This is a genomic window from Celeribacter ethanolicus (assembly GCF_002407265.1).
GTDB classification, from domain to species: Bacteria; Pseudomonadota; Alphaproteobacteria; order Rhodobacterales; family Rhodobacteraceae; genus Celeribacter; species Celeribacter ethanolicus.
Genome location: NZ_CP022197.1, coordinates 21,857 through 37,985, shown reverse-complemented (window position 1 = coordinate 37,985; position 16,129 = coordinate 21,857). Strand labels below are relative to the sequence as shown.

The following is a 16,129-nucleotide window of genomic DNA, read 5'->3' as shown; positions in this document are numbered from 1 at the left end:
TTGGTTTCACCGATCAATATAGTGAAACCGTTACGGAACGTCAATCCTTGGAGTTCATCCCTCAAGCAACCGATACCCACGCCGCTTCTTCGTCGCCGACAGCTTCATCAGAGCGTTGACTGCCCTGCCCTCGTCATCATGCTGCTCGACCAGCATCTGGCCGCGGTAGCCGATCCGACCCCACTCCCGCACCAGGCTCACGCCGCCAAACAGGTCAGGCTGAACGCTCATCCTGTAAAACCGCCGCATGTTAAGAGACAGGTCGATCCGCTTGAGATCGACTGTGGTCGGAAACACCTCCAATTGCTTCGATTCATCGAACATCTTGCGGTCACCTTGTCTGCGACAACAATACCAAGTGTATGTACGTGTTTCCACAATGTTCTATCCCGAAAGCAAAGAGGGGGGCTCACGCCCCCTTCTCGAACTTCATGACCGGGATGCCAAGCTTCTTGGCCTTGTCGGCGAGGTTTTCCTGGATACCGGTTCCGGGGAAGACAAGGACCCCGACCGGGAGCACATCCAGCATCGCGTCGTTGCGCTTGAAGGGCGCGGCCTTGGCGTGCTTGGTCCAGTCGGGCTTGAAGGCCACCTGCGTCACGCCCCGTGCTTCGGCCCATTTGGCGGCGATGAGCTCTGCGCCCTTCGGGCTGCCACCGTGCAGGAGGACCATGTCGGGATACTTGGTCCGGACCTGGTCGAGCTTGCCCCAGATCAGGCGGTGATCGTTGAAATCGGTCCCGCCGGTGAGGGCGACCTTGGGGCCGGCGGGAAGCATCACTTCGGTTTCGGCGCGGCGCTTGGCGGCCAGGAAGTCGCGGCTGTCGATCAAAGCGGCGGTCATGTGCTGGCGGTTCACCATCGAGCCGGTGCGGGGGCGCCAGGTGGATCCCGTGTGCTGAACAAACTCGGATGCGGCGTGATCGCGCATCATGTCCATGCAGTTGCGACGTTCGACGAGGGTCAGGCCTTCGGCCGTCAGGCGCTCAAGCTCGGTGGATTTCACCTCGGAGCCGTCCTGCTCGCGCTGGAGGCGGCGCTGCGCCTGCTCGTTGTCATCGAGTGACCGCTCGATCCGTGCCGTGGCGCGGTGGAAGAGGTTGACCTGGCCCCAGAGCACCTCTTCGAGGTCGGGTTCCATACGGGTGTCTTCCAGGGTCGCAACGAGGGCGTCGAAGATGTCCGCGACGGCGACGGCGAGGCGCTGCCCATCGGGCATCGGGCGCGGATCGGGCTCGTCAAAGGGGCGGTAGCCATAGAGCTGCAGCTCGTCGAGCGCATGGGCGGTCTGGGATACGGTGTGGGCGGGTTCATACGCGTCGTCGTGGGTCTGGATCGTCATCGGTTTCTTGCCTCCGGGCCTGTCTCGTCCGCGCGTCATCCCGCGCGGCCTTCATGGGCAGACCCGAGCCGTCGGGGTGGTTGCCCCTTCACTCCGGCTTCACCGGGGCCGGAACAGCGTGGAGGAGGTCGGCAGGGAAGCTATTTGTCTCGCGATGCAAAGGCGGCTTTGCCGCCGGCGGAAATAGGTTCCCTGCCGACCTTGCAGGGGCAACCGCTTTGACGGCCTGCCCATCTCTTGAAGGCCGCTCGGGTGAGGGGTGGATGCGCAAGGCCCGGGATGGGATGCGGAAGACATTTCAGAGCCACGACTGGGATGCAGCCCCCTGCCCCGCACTCCCAGCCCCCCCCTGCGCGATGCAGCTCAGCTGGGCAGGCGATGCCGATCCTCTGGCCCGATCTGACCTGCCAGATGCTGGCGCAGCGCGTCTTTGCCGTTCGCCCGAAGATCATCGTTGAAATCCCCGAGCCGCGGTTCCAGCACCCGCACACGCACCCCGACCTCGGAGGCTCTGGCGCTCAACCTCCCTGCCGCACGTTGCCCGGCCGGATCGCGGTCGATGGCGATGTAGAGGCGCTGGAGCCCCTCCGGCAGCAGGACCGCCCCGAGGTGTCCCGACGAGAGCGCCGCCCAGACGGGAAGGCCCGGGGCCGCCTCGGACAGGGACAGCATGGTCTCGATGCCCTCGCCGACGACGAGGATGTCATCGTGCGGGTTGAGCCTGACAGCATTGCCGAGGAGGTGACCCATAGCCCGACGCTCTGGATTCACTGCCGCCTTCCCCTGTCCGTCAGGCGCCAGCCAGGTGCGATGCACGCCCTGCACGGCCCCCGCCCCATCGGTAACCGCCGCGATCATCGCCGGTCTGGGGATGCTCCGGGTCTGCCCCTCTTCCCGATGCCAGCACTTCGGGTGGAAGCGTAAGGCGCCGTTCGCCCCGAATTGGGTGATGCCTCGGGAACGGAGGTAGGTCTCAGCAAGCGTGCCTGTGATCGGGTTCGAGGCAGCAAACAAGCGCGCCGCCGCCGCAGGAGTGCCACCGGGCGCCTTGGCCTTCCTCGGCTCGTGCGTATCCGGGACGACCGGCTGCGGACGGCCAAGATGCGCTCGGGCCTCGGCGAGAAGGTCGGGGAAGCGCGTGATCCCCGTCCGGGCGCGGATGATGTCCAGGAGATCGCCATGCTCGCCTGTGGCCCCATCCGTAAACTTGCCCGCTGCCCCTGGTCCCGACGCAGGGCCCGTCAACCGCACGAAGAGCGACCGGCCGGGGTTGTTCTGCAGATCGCCGACGATCCAGTAGGATCCTTCCCGCCGTCCGGCGGGAAGGTAGGCACGACAGACGCCTTCGGCATTTTCTGCCAGATCGCGCACGAGGTCTTCGGTCTCGGAATACATGCGTCAACAGCCTCCGCGATCATGTAGCCTTGCGACAGGACAACGTGCAAGCAGACGATCCAGTATCGCGACGCCATCGGCGTCGGTCGGGCAAAACAGCCGAAGCTTCCAACTTATAATCTCCGAGAAGAAGCCATCGGCCTTGAGCCGATCCTTGGCTGCCTCCGAGAAGCCCGACAGTTCGATCCGGTTCGCGCCCATGACGCGCGAGCGGTGGAGTTCCATCCCCTCGGCCAGCCGCACCACGGTCTTGCCCTCGAGGACAATGGCATGGACCTGCGCGGCCGTGAGCTTCGGCGCATCGGCTGCAAGGGTGGTCGCGACCCAGGCAGGCGAGACCCGGCGGCCAATGATGCGCTGGCCGTCATCGGTCTGCAGCCGATAGACGCGGGTTTCATCCTGGGGAAGCTGCTTCCAGATCGGCAGCAGCAGACCCGCCACGATGTGCAGCGTGGAGTCCGAAAACTCCGGCACCTCGGCCAGTTCCGCAGTCCACGCCGCAGTGAAGGCCGCGCGGTCGGCCTCGAGCCAGTGGGTGTCCTCCATGACCTTGGCCGGGACCGTGCTGGCATCAAGCGGGCGGATCAGGCGCAGGCGCGGCTCGATGGTCCCATCGTCCAGCATCAGGCTGGTGGCGGGCACCTGCACAGCAGCCCGGCCCGAGCGGCTGTTGACCAGAAGCCGCGCCTGCGGGTCATCCAGCCAGTCGAGCGCATCGGCCAGCGAGGTAGGCGTGTTGCGGCGCTTTTCCGCGATGGTCAGCAGCTGGGTTTCCGCGCCGGAGCCCGGATGGGTGTAGATGACCTGTGCGTCGGTCACCCGGAAGCTCTCGGCACGGAGTGTCTCGAGCCCGAGATCATAGACTCCGGCGGCGATGGCGCCCTCAATTCGCTGATCGAGCAGCTCCTCGAAACCCGCGAACAGCACGGCCTGCATGTCGATCGTCAGCGCCAGCAGGCGATTGAGGAAGGTCGTGATCGGCGGCAGGTCATCCTTCAGCCCGTTGTCATCGGTCAAGCTGAGCCCGGTCGCATCCTCGAAAGCCCCGAGCGAACATCCGGCCAGATCGCCGCGATAGATACGGCGGTAAAGCTGGCGGAGGGCGTCGCGGGCGTAAGGCGACTCGAGGTTGTCCTCCTGGCGGAACAACCCTTGCCCGCCAGTCTGGCGCTGGCCGCGGGTGATCGCGCCAAGCGTGTCGAGACGACGCGCGATGGTCGACAGGAACCGCTTCTCCGCCTTCACATCGGTGGCCACCGGACGGAAGAGCGGCGGCTGCGCCTGATTGGTGCGATTGGTGCGGCCCAAGCCCTGGATGGCGGCATCGGCCTTCCACCCGGGTTCCAAGAGGTAGTGGACCCGCAGGCGCTGGTTCTTCGCCCCGAGATCGGCGTGATAGCTGCGCCCGGTGCCGCCGGCATCCGAGAAGATCAGGATACGCTTTTCGTCATCCATGAAGGCTTGGGTTTCCGCGAGGTTCGCGGCTCCAGCCCGGTTCTCCACCACGAGCCGTGCCGAATGCCCTTCGCCCTTCCGCACGATGCGCCGTGAACGCCCCGTGACCTCGGCCACGAGATCCGTGCCGAAGCGCTGGACAATCTGGTCGAGCGCACCCGGCACCGGCGGCAGCGAAGCCAGCTTTTCGATCAGCGCGTCACGACGGCGGATGGCTTCGCGGCATTCGACCGGTTGGCCGTCTCGCGTGACGGGGCGCGACGAAAGATTGCCCTCGCTATCGGTGAAAGGCTCGTAGAGCTGCACCGGGAAGGAATGGGCGAGGTAGTCCAGGACATACTCTCTGGGCGTGATGTCACAACGGATATCGTTCCATTCGTCGGTCGGGATCTCCGACAAGCGGCGTTCCATCAGCGCCTCACCCGTCGAGACGATCTGGATGACCGCCGCGTGACCCGCAGCCAGATCTGCATCGATGGATGCGATTAGCGTGGGGGTCTTCATCGAGGTGAGCAAATGGCCGAAGAATCGCTGCTTGGCGGACTCGAAGGCGGACCGCGCGGCGGATTTCGCCTGACGGTTCAGTGTGCCCGACCCGCTCGGCCCGTCGGCCGCGCCGGAAATGTTCGCCGCCTCCAGCGCCGCGGTCAGGTTGTTGTGGATGATGGCGAAGGCCCCGGCATAGGCATCATAAATGCCGCGCTGCTCGGGGCTGAGCGCATGCTCCAGCATCTCGTATTCGACACCGTCATAGGACAGCGAGCGCGCCGTGTAGAGGCCGAGGGACCGCAGGTCGCGGGCGAGGACCTCCATTGCGGCGACGCCGCCAGCTTCGATGGCTTGCACGAATTCCGCCCGCGTCGCGAAGGGGAAGTCTTCACCACCCCAGAGCCCGAGCCGCTGAGCATAGGCGAGGTTGTGGACCGTCGTTGCGCCCGTGGCCGAGACATAGACCACGCGGGCATTGGGCAGTTTGTGCTGCAGGCGCAGGCCCGCCCTGCCCTGCTGCGAGGCCATGGTATCGCCCCGCTCGCCTTTGCCGCCGGCAGCATTCGCCATGGCATGGCTTTCGTCGAAGAGGATCACCCCGTCGAAATCCGCCCCGAGCCAGTCGACGATCTGGTCGACGCGGGATTTCTTGGCACCCCGTTCTTCCGAGCGCAGCGTCGCATAGGTGGTGAAGAGGATACCCTCGGTCAGAGGGATGTCACGGCCCTGCGCGAAACGCGACAGCGGCGTCACCAGCAGGCGCTCCTGCCCGAGCGCCGACCAGTCGCGCTGTGCATCTTCCAGCAGCTTGTCGCTCTTTGATATCCACAGCGCCTTGCGTCTTCCTCGGGCCCAGTTGTCGAGCAAGATCCCGGCCGACTGACGGCCCTTGCCTGCCCCCGTACCATCGCCGAGGAAAAAGCCCCGCCGGAAACGGACTGCGTCAGCGGCATCCTCGGGAGCGGCCGAGACCATATCGCCGGTTTCATCCACGGTCCACGATCCGGCGAGATGCGCGCCATGCGCCTCCCCCGCGTAGATGACGGTCTCAAGCTGCGCGTCGGACAGCAGGCCGTCGCGCAGGATGGTCGCCGGAAGCTTGGGGCGATAGGAGGGTTTCGGAGGTGCGACAGAGGCCATGGCCGCCGATTGCACAAGCTTGGTCGGGTGCGATGCGGCGTCTGGGATGTCGATCGCCTGCAGACGGAAGGTCTCGTAGATCGCGTCGGACAGCCGTGCGGCATCTTCGTCCTCGGCGGCATCGCGAGTTGCGTAGTTTAGTTCCTCGGCCTCGATCGGCGTTTCGGGTTTCGCCATTTGAACCGCAGAGGTCGCGCGCGATCGGCTGGTGGTTGTGTGAGTGGCGCGGGCAGGACTTCCCGGGAAGAGGGAAGAGTGGCCCAGACCCGCATTTGCGGCCTGTTCTAGTTCGAGGCGCGGGGGAACCTCTGCAGTGACCCGGGACATCAGATGCGCCACGTCCCTAGACATGGGTTGGCGCAGGTCTGCGGTGGTGCCGCCCGGCTCGCCGCCACGGCATTTGTCGAAGACAGAAATCCGCGTCTCAAAGCTGGTGCCGTGCTTGGCGAAAGCTGCTCCCGACACCGCGCCGGTGAAGACGAAATGGGCCGTCTCGGTCAGACGGCCGAATGTCTCGGCCCAGGCCGACGCATCCGGCGCGAAACCGGCTCCGGTGATGGCGACGAGCCGTCCGCCGGGGGCCAGACGCGCGAGGGCCGAGCGCAGATGCCGGGCCGTCGCCTCGGTCGACCGACCATCGACATTGGCTTGGGCCGAGAAGGGCGGGTTCATCAGGATGACGCTCGGGCTTGAGCAGGCGTCGAGATGATCATCGATCTGCGCGGCATCGAACCGGTTGACCGGTCGGGCCGGGAACAGCAGGCGCAGAAGATCGGCGCGAGTGTCCGCCAACTCGTTCAGAGCCAGAGTGCCGCCGGCGATCTCGGCGAGGATCGCCAGAAGCCCGGTCCCGGCAGACGGCTCTAGGACAAGATCACGGGCCGTGATCTGTGCTGCCGCCACAGCCGCGAGCCCCATGGGCAGCGGCGTCGAGAATTGCTGAAAGCGCTCCATCTCTTCCGACCGCCGGGTGTGCGTGGGCAAGAGGCCTGCCACCTTGGCGAGGATCGGCAAGAGCGCCGCAGGCGAGCCCGCCCGGGCGAGAAGGGCGCGGCCGAATTTCCGCAAGAACAGAACCAGCGCCACCTCGCCGGCCTCATAGGCGAGCTTCCAGTCCCAAGCACCGGTCGCATCGGAACCGCCAAAGGCATGTTCCATCTCGCGGCGCAGGCGCAGCGCGTCGATCTGAAGCCCTTGCGCCAGATCGGGCTGCAGCGCTTCGGCAACAGCAACGATCGCAGGGGCGGGATTTGCTGCCAACGGGACAATGGGCGCAGGCAAGGACGCCTGCGCAACGGGGGCAAGGTGGGTCATCGGGAAACTCCGGAATGAAGGACAGGATCAGGCCCGGACACCCTCTCTCGGGCAGCCTCGGACCTGATCTTTCCCGGCCCCTCTCTCCCTTTCGCACCAAGGTGTTCCCGACGCTTGGCTTGATTTTGTTCTTGTTATGTTCTATGCTCAGAGCCAAGTCAGAAAGGGGGTTCCACCATGGAAAGCACCAAGCACGCCCTGCCCGCAACGCCCAAGCAGATTGCCTATGCGCGGTCGCTCGCCCTGCGCAACCGGACGCTCCTGCCCTGGGAGGTTCAGCAAGACCGGCGATCTTTGAGCGCCTGGATCGAGGCTCAGGCCCAGCTGAAACCGGTATCGGACATGGACCGGCTGCCCACGTCCAAGCAGGTGGCCTTCGCTGAGAAACTCGCCCGGATCAAAAGGCGCGCCGTTCCGGACGAATGCTTTCGCGACAGGGGGCTCATGTCGAAGTGGATCGACGGGAACAGGTGAGAACGGCACCGGCTGGCTCCGACCTGCCGGAGATTCTGCCATACCGCGGTTTGGCAAACCGAGCGCAGCTGCCAAGCTGTAGGTTGGCAGACTGGACCTTCGGGACATCAGCCTCGGTCAAGCTCCTGTCCGAAGGACCAAGGTCTGGTTCCGGCGGCACGCCGGGAGGTGCACCGCTGCGACCTTCGGTAACCACCGCAAGTCGTAGCCGTCTCTCAACCCAGCGTCTTCAGATCTCCCTCCCCTTGGGGCTAGTCCCTAAGTTCTTTGGAAATGGTGAGATAGGAGCGTCCATAACGCAGGAAAAGCATTTTCATCAAAGAAAACTGTAGATGTCTCTTTGAAAATCTATCACTTTAGGTATCATGGACACCGCAAGGTCACAGAATCTGAAGAAAGTGCTCGATGCCGTACCCGCCGGGTATCTGGTCGACGCGGCATGGCTCGTCTCGCAGGGCATCGCCTATGAGAGCTTCCGTGACTATGTGAAACGCGGCTGGCTGGAGCGCATCGCACGCGGTGTCTTCCGCCGACCAGTCCCGAATATGCAGGCGTCCAACAGCATCGACTGGAAGACCTGCATCCTTTCGATGCAACATATCATGGGTCATGATCTGCATGTCGGGAGCACAACGGCACTCGGTGAACAAGGACATGCCCATTACCTCCGCCTGGGGGAAAGCGCTCCAGTCTGGGTCTATGGGGACAAGGTCCCGAACTGGCTGATCAAACTGCCGACGGATGCCCCTTTCAGTATCCGCCCCCGTTCCTTGTTCACCGATCCGAAGCTGGGCGTGATCGAGGGCAAGAATTCTGGCCTGCCATGGGACTGGGGTCTGACGATGTCGACGCCGGAGCGCGCAATCCTGGAAGCCATGGACGAGTTGCCCCACCATGAGAGTTTCCACACGCTCGACATGGTCTTCGAGAGCCTGACAACCCTGCGCCCAAGGCTGATTTCCGACCTCCTGCAAGCGTGCCAGAAAATCAAGGTCAAGCGCCTGTTCTTCGTCTTCGCGGACCGCCACGATCATCCCTGGCGCAAACGGATCGACCCGCAGGCATTCGACCTCGGAAGCGGCGACCGAGCCTTGATCCAGGGCGGCAAGATCCACCCGCGCTATCGGATCATGGTGCCAGAAGAATTCGTGAAACCGGAGGCCGAAAATGGCGCGTGAGACCTATGAAGCCCAGGTTGCGCTCCTGGTGCGCGTCCTGCCCAATGTCGCGGGCGAAAGCGTCTTCGCGCTCAAGGGCGGGACGGCCATCAACCTCTTCTACCGCGACCTGCCTCGGCTGTCGGTCGACATCGACCTGACCTACCTGCCAATCAAGGAACGCGCCGAGAGCCTGGACGAGATCAACGCCGCGATGGATCGCATCGCGGCTTCCATCGAGACCGGTATCCGCGGGGCAAAAACTCAGCGCATCCAAGGGGGCGGCGGCGGAGCCACCCGGCTCCTGGCGCGCCTCGGGAATGCCGAGATCAAGATCGAAACCTCGCCCGTGACCCGGGGCGTAGTCCACGACCCGGAAGTCCGGACCGTATCTGCCGCCGTGGAGGATGCCTATGGCTATGCCGAAATGCAGATCGTCTCGTTCGAGGATCTGTTCGCTGGCAAGCTGCACGCCGCCCTGGACAGGCAGCATCCCCGGGATCTCTACGACGTCACGCTCCTTTACGAAAACGAGGGACTGACGCAGGACCTCTTCCACACCTTCCTGATCTATGTCGCCAGTTCGCCACGACCGGCGCATGAGCTTCTCGATCCGAACCTGATCGATCTCGAGCAACCCTACGCGCGGGAATTCGAAGGCATGACCAGAACACCCGTCCCGCTCGCTACGCTTTTGGCGACGCGCCTCAAGTTGGTCGCCGATCTGCAATCGAGGCTCGATGACAAGGCGAGGCAGTTCCTCCTGACGCTTCAGGACGGCGAGCCTGACTTCGCGGCGATCGACCGTTCGCAGGCCGCTGACCTACCGGCCGTGAAGTGGAAACTTCTCAACCTGAACAAACTGAAGCGCGACAACCCCGAAAAGCACGCAGCGCAGCGCGACGCCTTGTTGAAGCTCCTGGGTTGAGCCACGGCCATCACCGTCGTGAGGGGCGCTTTGCGTTGGCCGTCCTCATCGCGTCGATGGGAGGCGCCGAAGACGGGTGAACTCAGTCGGCGCTTCCAAGCCCTGTGTTTCGCTGAAATGACCGCGTTTTCGCCCGACGAAAGGCAGAGCGCAGTGCTTCGGTCGGCAAAGGCGGCGAGTCCATCGCTTCAAAGAAGTGCGCATGGTCGATCTGCTTGAGATCGGTGCGGTCAGGGCTTTCAATATCAGGCGTTGCCATCCTTATAGGCCTCCGGGGCAATTACGGTTTTGCGGATTAGCTGACAGCCGCAATCGAGTAGTGCGGTGTCCCATCCCAAACAAGATCCCAAGACGCGCCCGGACGAACGTTCTGAATTGCGTGGGGCTCGAAGCAGACCAGGCAATTCCCGCCCGGTGCAGGAGCCCGGACCGAAGGGTAAATCAGGCCCTTGGATCCGCCCCGACGCAGATGCTGTGCCAGGCTTTGGCCCTCGGGATACCCGACAGCCGGATCCGGATGCAGCGCCGGATGACCTGCCTCATCGGTCATGTCGTTGAAGACGCCGATGAAGTCGGCCAGCAATTCCACATAGCGGGCGCTGTCGTGGAAGCTGCCGGTAAAGCCGAGTTCGCGTGTGCGGTGCCAGGCCACTTCGCTGACAGAAACCATCACATCCCATGCGCAGTACCAAGCGCCGCGCTCCTCGGCGTTGAAGCGGTTTCCGCCGGCGCGGGTGTAAGTGAAGGCTGCGTTGACGTGACTGTCCCCATAGATGCGCAGATCGCGGCTGCGGCGTTGCCAAGCGAGTTCGCGCGGGTCCAGATGCGGGTTGCGCCCGCGTTCGGCCTGTAGACGTCCACTGGTCAGGCCCTCGATCTCTGCCAAGATCTCCATCTCGTCATCGGTATCGACGAGACCGCGCAGCGATGGTGGCTTGTGGTAGGTGGCGGGCAGGAGACGAACGAGACCGCGATCGGAAATCTCGGTCTGCTTCATGCCCCACCACGCAACGCATCAAGATAGGTCCGAACCGCGAGGATCTGCGGCAAACCCCCGTCGATGGCGGTGTCGACTGGTCGGCTTCCACCAAAGAGCGGCCCCTTGTTCGGTCGGGTGAACCAGCTTTTTGCCAGAGGCTCCGAAAAGTAGAGTTCAAGCGACTTGAAGATGCCAATTACAGCGCTGAGCCGCAGCAGTTGGTCCTTGGTGAGCTCCCCAGCGAAATCCGGCTTCTTGGCGCGCTTCCACGTGCTCTCTGACATGTCGGCAAGGCCAGCCGCTTCCTTGAGACTGAGACCCCAAGCATCGGCCACGCGTGCATAAGCTTTCAACGCGACGGCGTTGATCTGTGCGGGTTCCCGGATTTTCTCTGCAACGTACATGGCGTCCTCCATTGGCTTCAATATAGTCCATATGGACTTACTGTAAAGATCAAATGAACCTTGCGCGTTGATCACTGTTACCCGAACCGCCGCCCTCCTTCCGTGAACGTATACTCGTTGGCGATGATCCCCTCCTCGATGGCCTCGTCCGAGGTAAGGTGGTCGTATTCGGCTTCAAGCTGGCGGTAGAGCCAGCGGGCCAGATCGCGCAGCGCCTCGGTCACGAGCTCCTCGGCGTCCTCGGTCGGCGGCTGCCACCTCGGGCTGTCCCGCGTGACGTCGATCGACATGGTGTATTCATGGTAGTAGCGGCCACGGTGGCTGGCCTCGGCGGCGAGTTGGTAGAAGTTTCGCCGCTGGATGGCCTGCAGACGGTCGGCGATGCCATGCAGCGTCGCGTCGGTCGGGGCGTAGTCCCGGATGCGCGTGGCCGCGCCCTTGGCGTGGGACCAGTAGCCCTCGAAGCAGGCGCCGTCGCCCTGGCTCCAGAAACCGGAAAACCAGATGCAAGGCTTGGCCCGCGCCCCGCCACCCATCAGGCGGACGGCGGTGGTCTTCAGGCAGATGCCGAGGATTTCGCAGACCCGCTCGAAATCCTCATAGACCGCATCCCACCAGTCGTCGTGGGGTCCAAGGTCGCGATACCAGTTGCGGGCCTTCTCCTTGGCGGCATCCGAGAGTTCGGGGAACTGGTAGACGGTGGTGCAGATCACCTCAGATGCCGTAATGGGGCGGCCGCCCGGCGCGGAATCGAAACCCGAACTTTTCTCGCTGGGAAACTCGGACGCTTCGTCGCTTGATTCAAGCTGCCTGTCATTTGGAACAAGAGGGGAGTAACCCATGGGTGTTTTCGTTGGCATTGATGTATCTCTCGAGAATTCTGCGGTTTGCGCCGTGGACGAACACGGCAAGCTTGTGAAGGAAACGAAAGTTGCCAGTGACCCCGGCGCATTGAGCGACTGCATCAGGGGCATGCCGGGCGTGGTGGAGGCGATCGGTATCGAAGCCGGACCCTTGTCCCAGTGGCTTCATAAATCTTTGACCGACCTTGGACTGCCAGTGGTGCTCATGGAGACGCGGCAGGTGAAAGCCGCCTTGAGAGCGGCGCCGGTAAAGACCGACCGCCGCGATGCTGCTGGCCTGGCCCGCTTGCTGCAAATGGGCTGGTTTCGGCCGGTGCATTGCAAGTCGCTTTCCGCGCAGGAGCTGAGGGTGCTTCTCGGTGCGCGCCGATGCGTGCAAAGCGCCGCAGTCAACATCGAGCTGTCTATTCGGGGCATGCTGCGCAATTTCGGACTTCGACTTGGTCGGATCGGCAAGGTCAGCTTTGAAGACCGGGTTCGCGAATTGACCGAGGGCAACAGGCTCATCCAGCTTTCAATCGAACCGATGCTCAGGGCCCGATCTGCGTTGCGCAGCGAGCTTGTGCGCCTTGAACGCATGGCCCGGGACATCACGCGCGAGGATCCGGTTTGTCGCTTGCTGATGACGATGCCCGGCATCGGCGCGGTCGTCGCTCTGACTGTCCGTTCCTCCATCGATGACCCCGGCAGGTTCCGGCGGTCGAAGGATGTCGGTCCTGCAATCGGTTTGACCCCTCGTCGCTACCAATCCGGCGAGACGGACATTGTCGGCGGCATCACCAAAGCTGGCGATCTGGACATGAGGACCGCGCTTTATCAAGCAGCCACAGTGGTGATCCACCGCTCGAAAAAGCAGACTTGGTTGCGCGCATGGGCGGAGCGGGTTGTTCGTCGGCGTGGAGCGAAACGAGCGGCAGTCGCGCTGGCCCGCAGGATGGGCGTAATTCTGCATCGCATGTGGGTCGACAACACAGAATTCCAGGCCGTCAGACAGGTTTAAAGCAAGCCCGTCGAGCCGCCGCGAATGAAAACAACAATCTGGCCGTCGTAAGTCCCGGCCATCGAGGTCCTCACCAGGACGCGGTTTCCGATGACGCCGCTCGATGCCTTGTCGCCGGAGCCTCCGCTTCGAGCACGTATCTCAGATAGGCGCACGGAAACCGCAATGAACCAGCATCAAGTTGGCGACCACTGCGTCGACCACGGACAGAAGCGCGAACCGGTGTAGGATCATAACCGATGGAACAGTATCGAAAGCGCCAGAGGGGGGTACCTGCCAAGACTTGTCCGTTCCGTCGAGCCATGCCCTCGTAGCGCTCAGCTTCGAAGGTGCGTTCGTTTGGAAATTACCCATTGACTGCACTGGCCCCATTACAGAAGGCATCGATGTCCTCCCCGTTCAATGCGGCGGCCAGCCATTCTTGCGTGCTGGACCAGCCGATGGATTTGCGCGCACCGAGATCGATGACATGCGCGCCGCCACCAAAGGCGTCGAGTCGTGGCCGAGAGCAGGTCAGAGAATACTGGAACCCCCAAGGGCCGGTGAGGTCGAGCTCTTCAGCAAGACGCAGGACGAAGCGGATGACGGCTTCGACATCGCCGTTCCCGTCATCATGGATCCAGAGGCTGCTGCCCTCGGGCGCGTCCTGGCGCATGAGATCGAAGCCCGCGACATCCGGGTCGTCGGCGTCCTGATCCGCAGCGCGCAGTTCCTGGAACAGCGCGAGTGCACGGGCAGCCTTGTCGGGGCTGCCGACGTCGAGCAGGCACGAGAAATGGGTGAAGTAATCTGCCATGGGAACCTCCTTAATGGGGAAGACCCGGCCAAGAGGCCGGGTACTGAATCGGGATGAAGGGTCGGCCGGGAGCGATCAGCCGATCGACGTGTCGTCTGCCGCCTTTCGTGCGGCATGCGCGCAGAGCATTTGCCGGTAGAAACGCTTGCGCGCGGTCCGGAGGCCGCAAACAGCGCGTGTGTCGGGGTGCAGCGCCCGGGCCGCCGCGCGCAGGACGGCAAAGGACGAAGCGGTCGCTGGCAGCCCGAGGCGCTGATAGGCTGGGTCGGTCATGTCAGGTAACCTCGACCACGGGCGAGGCGAGATGCGGATCGACTTGTGCCTCGATCCGTTCGGCCCGGCCCATCCAGGGTTCGGGCCGGATCGCCTTTACCCAGTCGGCGAAGCTCGGGATGAAGCCGAGGTCTTCCTTCACATGCTGTTCCCCGACCCAGCGGGTCGGGATGATGCGCCCGGTCGAGAGCGTGAGGGTCTGCCCGAAAATCGTCTCGGCCATGAAGATGCCCTCGGCATGGTGGCGTAAAGCCCGGTGCCGGAAGTCCGCAGTAATCTCCTTGCTCTGGTCGAACCAGGCATGCACCGCCATGAAATCGTCGACCGTGCCGCCCCATTTTTTCACCGAGGACAGGGCGTGGTGATAGGGATGTGCCATCGCCGCCCCCTCAGAAATCGTGTGTGTAGAGTTCAGACGAGGTGAAGCGCTCGTTGAACTCAAGGTGGATGCAGCGGGCGGCCGCGTCGAAGCAGAACTCGCCCCAGGCACCGTCGTTGTTCTCCCAGCCACCATGGGTGTCGGAGAGGAAGTCGTAGGCCAGTTGCTCGACGACATCTTCGAGCGAGAGCTGCCGCATCTCGACCTCGGGGTCGTCCGAGGTCAGCGCGGCGTAGTCGATCTCGGTCGCGGGGAAATCGACGGCGGTCTCCCCGGACCACGCGCCGATGCTTTCGATCTGGCCGCTGTCCCCGGCCCCATCGAAGGTCACGGTCACATGGGTGATGCCCGCGGCAGTCAGGCCATCGAAGAGGCGCTCCTTGTTGGCCGGACGCAAAGCTGCGATCCGCGCGTCACGCTCGGACTGCCGAGCCAGCACGGCGGCGAAATCAATCCTGGACGGCGCCATCGGCGCGGCCAGGGTGGGTTCGATATTGGACATTGGAAACTCCGAAATGAGGGAAAGGATCTGAACCCCGAGGCTCTCTCTCGTCCTCGTAGGCTCACATCCTCCCCTGCCCTTCTCTGACTCTCGGGCGTCACGCCGCGATCTGCAGGGCGCGAGACGCGAAGACACGCCAGAGCGGATCGACAAGACGGGAATCGAGAACGTCGGCGTGGTGCCGCAGCCTTCGCGCGAGGCCATGTTCATGCCACTCGGCCGCCCGCATGGCCTGCGCGCGGGTCTGGCTGGCCTCGGACACGACGGCGCGGGCTTCGGCGGCATCCGAGACCGGGTGGCACCATGCGACCCCGCCATCACAGGTAGCTCCGGCCAGAACGAGACGGCCCTCCCGATCGAGGATTGCCAGGATGCGCGGAGCGTCTTCAGGTGTGATATCTTCGGCGTGAATGATTGCCCCCTGCATGGCCTCGGCCAGCGTGGCAAACCGCTCCAGTACCTTGGGGTGTGCCTGCCCGGACATGAGAGCTGCGGGCGCATGGCAAGCCGTCGTGAGTGCGAACGGTAAGTCTTGATCTGCAAAAACGGTCAGGAGGCTCGGCGGCAAACCTGTCTTCTGCGTTTCCGGCTGAGTTTGGAGAGGAAGGTCGAACATGGGCATATCTCCGACGGTGCGGAGAGCCTCTCTCCCCGCTTCAAACCGTCAAAGACCAAACCCCCGCCCTCTTCCTCGGAAGGGTGACGGCGGCAGGCTCGCAAGGCGCGTCACAGCTTGCCCAGGGCCCGCAGGCTCAGTTCCGTCCCGGCGCCGACGATGATGTGGTCATGCAGCGTCAGGCCGAAAAACTTACACCCATTCTGGATCTCCCCGGTCATGCTGAGATCGGCCTCCGACGGCGTTGGATCTCCCGACGGGTGGTTGTGGATCAGGATCAGGGCGCTGGCGTTCAGCATCAGAGCCCGTTTGATCACCTCGCGTGGATAGACCGGGACATGGTCGACCGTGCCGATCGACAAGAGCTCATCGGCGATGATGCGGTTCTTGCGGTCGAGATAGAGCACGTGGAACCGCTCGATCGGCCCGCGCACCGTAAGCGCGCAATAGTCAAGAAGCGCCTGCCAGCTGTCGATGACGGGGTTTCGGCTGAGATAGCGGCCGAGGATGTCGCGGGCCTCGAGGATGACAGTTTCTTCCTGGGGGGTCATGGGGGTCTCGCTGAAATGCGCAGGCCGAAGCCCCTTGCCCTCTCGGGGCGGGGCCAGTGGCGTGCATGTGGA

At 63.6% G+C, this 16,129-nt stretch carries 18 protein-coding genes; 4 read left to right on the top strand and 14 right to left on the bottom strand.

The genetic code is table 11. The features are described from left to right. Window positions 1-54: 54 nt before the first annotated feature. The 4 genes from CEW89_RS20035 to CEW89_RS20020 form a co-directional block, all read right to left on the bottom strand. Entirely contained in the window at window positions 55-324 is a 270-nt protein-coding gene (locus CEW89_RS20035) for a WGR domain-containing protein (protein ID WP_088652819.1), read from the bottom strand. Between the two features lie 85 nt (window positions 325-409). Further along, window positions 410-1,342, bottom strand: coding sequence for a DUF2493 domain-containing protein (locus CEW89_RS20030; RefSeq protein WP_096807322.1), 933 nt, complete (start codon window positions 1,340-1,342; stop codon window positions 410-412). A gap of 363 nt (window positions 1,343-1,705) precedes the next feature. After that, window positions 1,706-2,737 carry a DUF7146 domain-containing protein gene (locus CEW89_RS20025; protein WP_096807321.1) on the bottom strand — a complete coding sequence of 344 codons (1,032 nt, stop codon included), beginning with the start codon at window positions 2,735-2,737 and terminating at the stop codon, window positions 1,706-1,708. A 3-nt stretch (window positions 2,738-2,740) separates the two neighbouring features. Then, window positions 2,741-7,135 (bottom strand): strawberry notch family protein, encoded by a 4,395-nt coding sequence (locus tag CEW89_RS20020; RefSeq protein WP_096807320.1) that lies wholly within the window; start codon window positions 7,133-7,135, stop codon window positions 2,741-2,743. Between the two features lie 177 nt (window positions 7,136-7,312). Here CEW89_RS20020 and CEW89_RS20015 point away from each other — a divergent pair, with 177 nt between their 5' ends. The 3 genes from CEW89_RS20015 (at window position 7,313) to CEW89_RS20005 (ending at window position 9,694) form a co-directional block, all read left to right on the top strand. Next, window positions 7,313-7,609 (top strand): hypothetical protein, encoded by a 297-nt coding sequence (locus CEW89_RS20015; RefSeq protein WP_038070220.1) that lies wholly within the window; start codon window positions 7,313-7,315, stop codon window positions 7,607-7,609. Between the two features lie 365 nt (window positions 7,610-7,974). Next, entirely contained in the window at window positions 7,975-8,787 is an 813-nt protein-coding gene (locus CEW89_RS20010; RefSeq protein WP_038070221.1) for a type IV toxin-antitoxin system AbiEi family antitoxin domain-containing protein, read from the top strand. Next, window positions 8,777-9,694 (top strand): nucleotidyl transferase AbiEii/AbiGii toxin family protein, encoded by a 918-nt coding sequence (locus CEW89_RS20005; protein ID WP_038070225.1) that lies wholly within the window; start codon window positions 8,777-8,779, stop codon window positions 9,692-9,694. The genes CEW89_RS20010 and CEW89_RS20005 overlap by 11 nt, the downstream gene beginning before the upstream one ends. An 82-nt stretch (window positions 9,695-9,776) precedes the next feature. Here CEW89_RS20005 and CEW89_RS20000 read toward each other — a convergent pair whose 3' ends face one another. The 4 genes from CEW89_RS20000 to CEW89_RS19985 all read right to left on the bottom strand — a co-directional run bounded on the left by CEW89_RS20000 (window position 9,777) and on the right by CEW89_RS19985 (window position 11,790). Then, the gene (locus CEW89_RS20000) at window positions 9,777-9,953 is read right to left on the bottom strand and encodes a type II toxin-antitoxin system TacA family antitoxin (protein WP_018065915.1); all 177 of its coding nucleotides are present in this window, start codon (window positions 9,951-9,953) and stop codon (window positions 9,777-9,779) included. A gap of 36 nt (window positions 9,954-9,989) precedes the next feature. Further along, a complete protein-coding gene (locus CEW89_RS19995) occupies window positions 9,990-10,691 on the bottom strand; it encodes an RES family NAD+ phosphorylase (RefSeq protein ID WP_078542905.1) in 702 nt (233 codons plus the stop codon). Further along, window positions 10,688-11,089 (bottom strand): MbcA/ParS/Xre antitoxin family protein, encoded by a 402-nt coding sequence (locus tag CEW89_RS19990; RefSeq protein ID WP_028095451.1) that lies wholly within the window; start codon window positions 11,087-11,089, stop codon window positions 10,688-10,690. Before CEW89_RS19990 ends, CEW89_RS19995 begins: the two co-directional genes overlap by 4 nt. 65 nt (window positions 11,090-11,154) lie before the next feature. Further along, entirely contained in the window at window positions 11,155-11,790 is a 636-nt protein-coding gene (locus CEW89_RS19985) for an antitoxin of toxin-antitoxin stability system (RefSeq protein WP_244906237.1), read from the bottom strand. Window positions 11,791-11,917: 127 nt separating this feature from the next. Between CEW89_RS19985 and CEW89_RS19980 the strand changes: the two genes are divergently transcribed. Further along, on the top strand, window positions 11,918-12,940 hold the full coding sequence (locus tag CEW89_RS19980) for an IS110 family RNA-guided transposase (protein WP_096807319.1): 1,023 nt from the start codon (window positions 11,918-11,920) through the stop codon (window positions 12,938-12,940). Window positions 12,941-13,286: 346 nt separating this feature from the next. On the opposite strand, the gene CEW89_RS19975 is transcribed toward CEW89_RS19980, so the two are convergent. The 6 genes from CEW89_RS19975 to CEW89_RS19950 form a co-directional block, all read right to left on the bottom strand. Further along, complete coding sequence (locus CEW89_RS19975; protein ID WP_096807318.1) at window positions 13,287-13,736, bottom strand: hypothetical protein; 450 nt, start codon at window positions 13,734-13,736, stop codon at window positions 13,287-13,289. A gap of 75 nt (window positions 13,737-13,811) precedes the next feature. Next, window positions 13,812-14,009 (bottom strand): hypothetical protein, encoded by a 198-nt coding sequence (locus CEW89_RS19970; protein WP_038070038.1) that lies wholly within the window; start codon window positions 14,007-14,009, stop codon window positions 13,812-13,814. A gap of 1 nt (window position 14,010) precedes the next feature. Continuing rightward, window positions 14,011-14,388, bottom strand: a complete 378-nt coding sequence (locus tag CEW89_RS19965) for a DUF6915 family protein (protein WP_038070035.1) — start codon at window positions 14,386-14,388, stop codon at window positions 14,011-14,013. 10 nt (window positions 14,389-14,398) lie between these two features. Next, a complete protein-coding gene (locus CEW89_RS19960; protein ID WP_038070033.1) occupies window positions 14,399-14,890 on the bottom strand; it encodes a DUF6878 family protein in 492 nt (163 codons plus the stop codon). Window positions 14,891-14,987: 97 nt separating this feature from the next. Further along, a complete protein-coding gene (locus CEW89_RS19955; RefSeq protein WP_038070031.1) occupies window positions 14,988-15,506 on the bottom strand; it encodes a hypothetical protein in 519 nt (172 codons plus the stop codon). A 110-nt stretch (window positions 15,507-15,616) separates the two neighbouring features. Beyond that, window positions 15,617-16,057: a JAB domain-containing protein gene (locus CEW89_RS19950; RefSeq protein WP_038070029.1), complete on the bottom strand. Its 441-nt coding sequence runs from the start codon at window positions 16,055-16,057 to the stop codon at window positions 15,617-15,619. Between the last annotated feature and the right edge of the window lie 72 nt (window positions 16,058-16,129).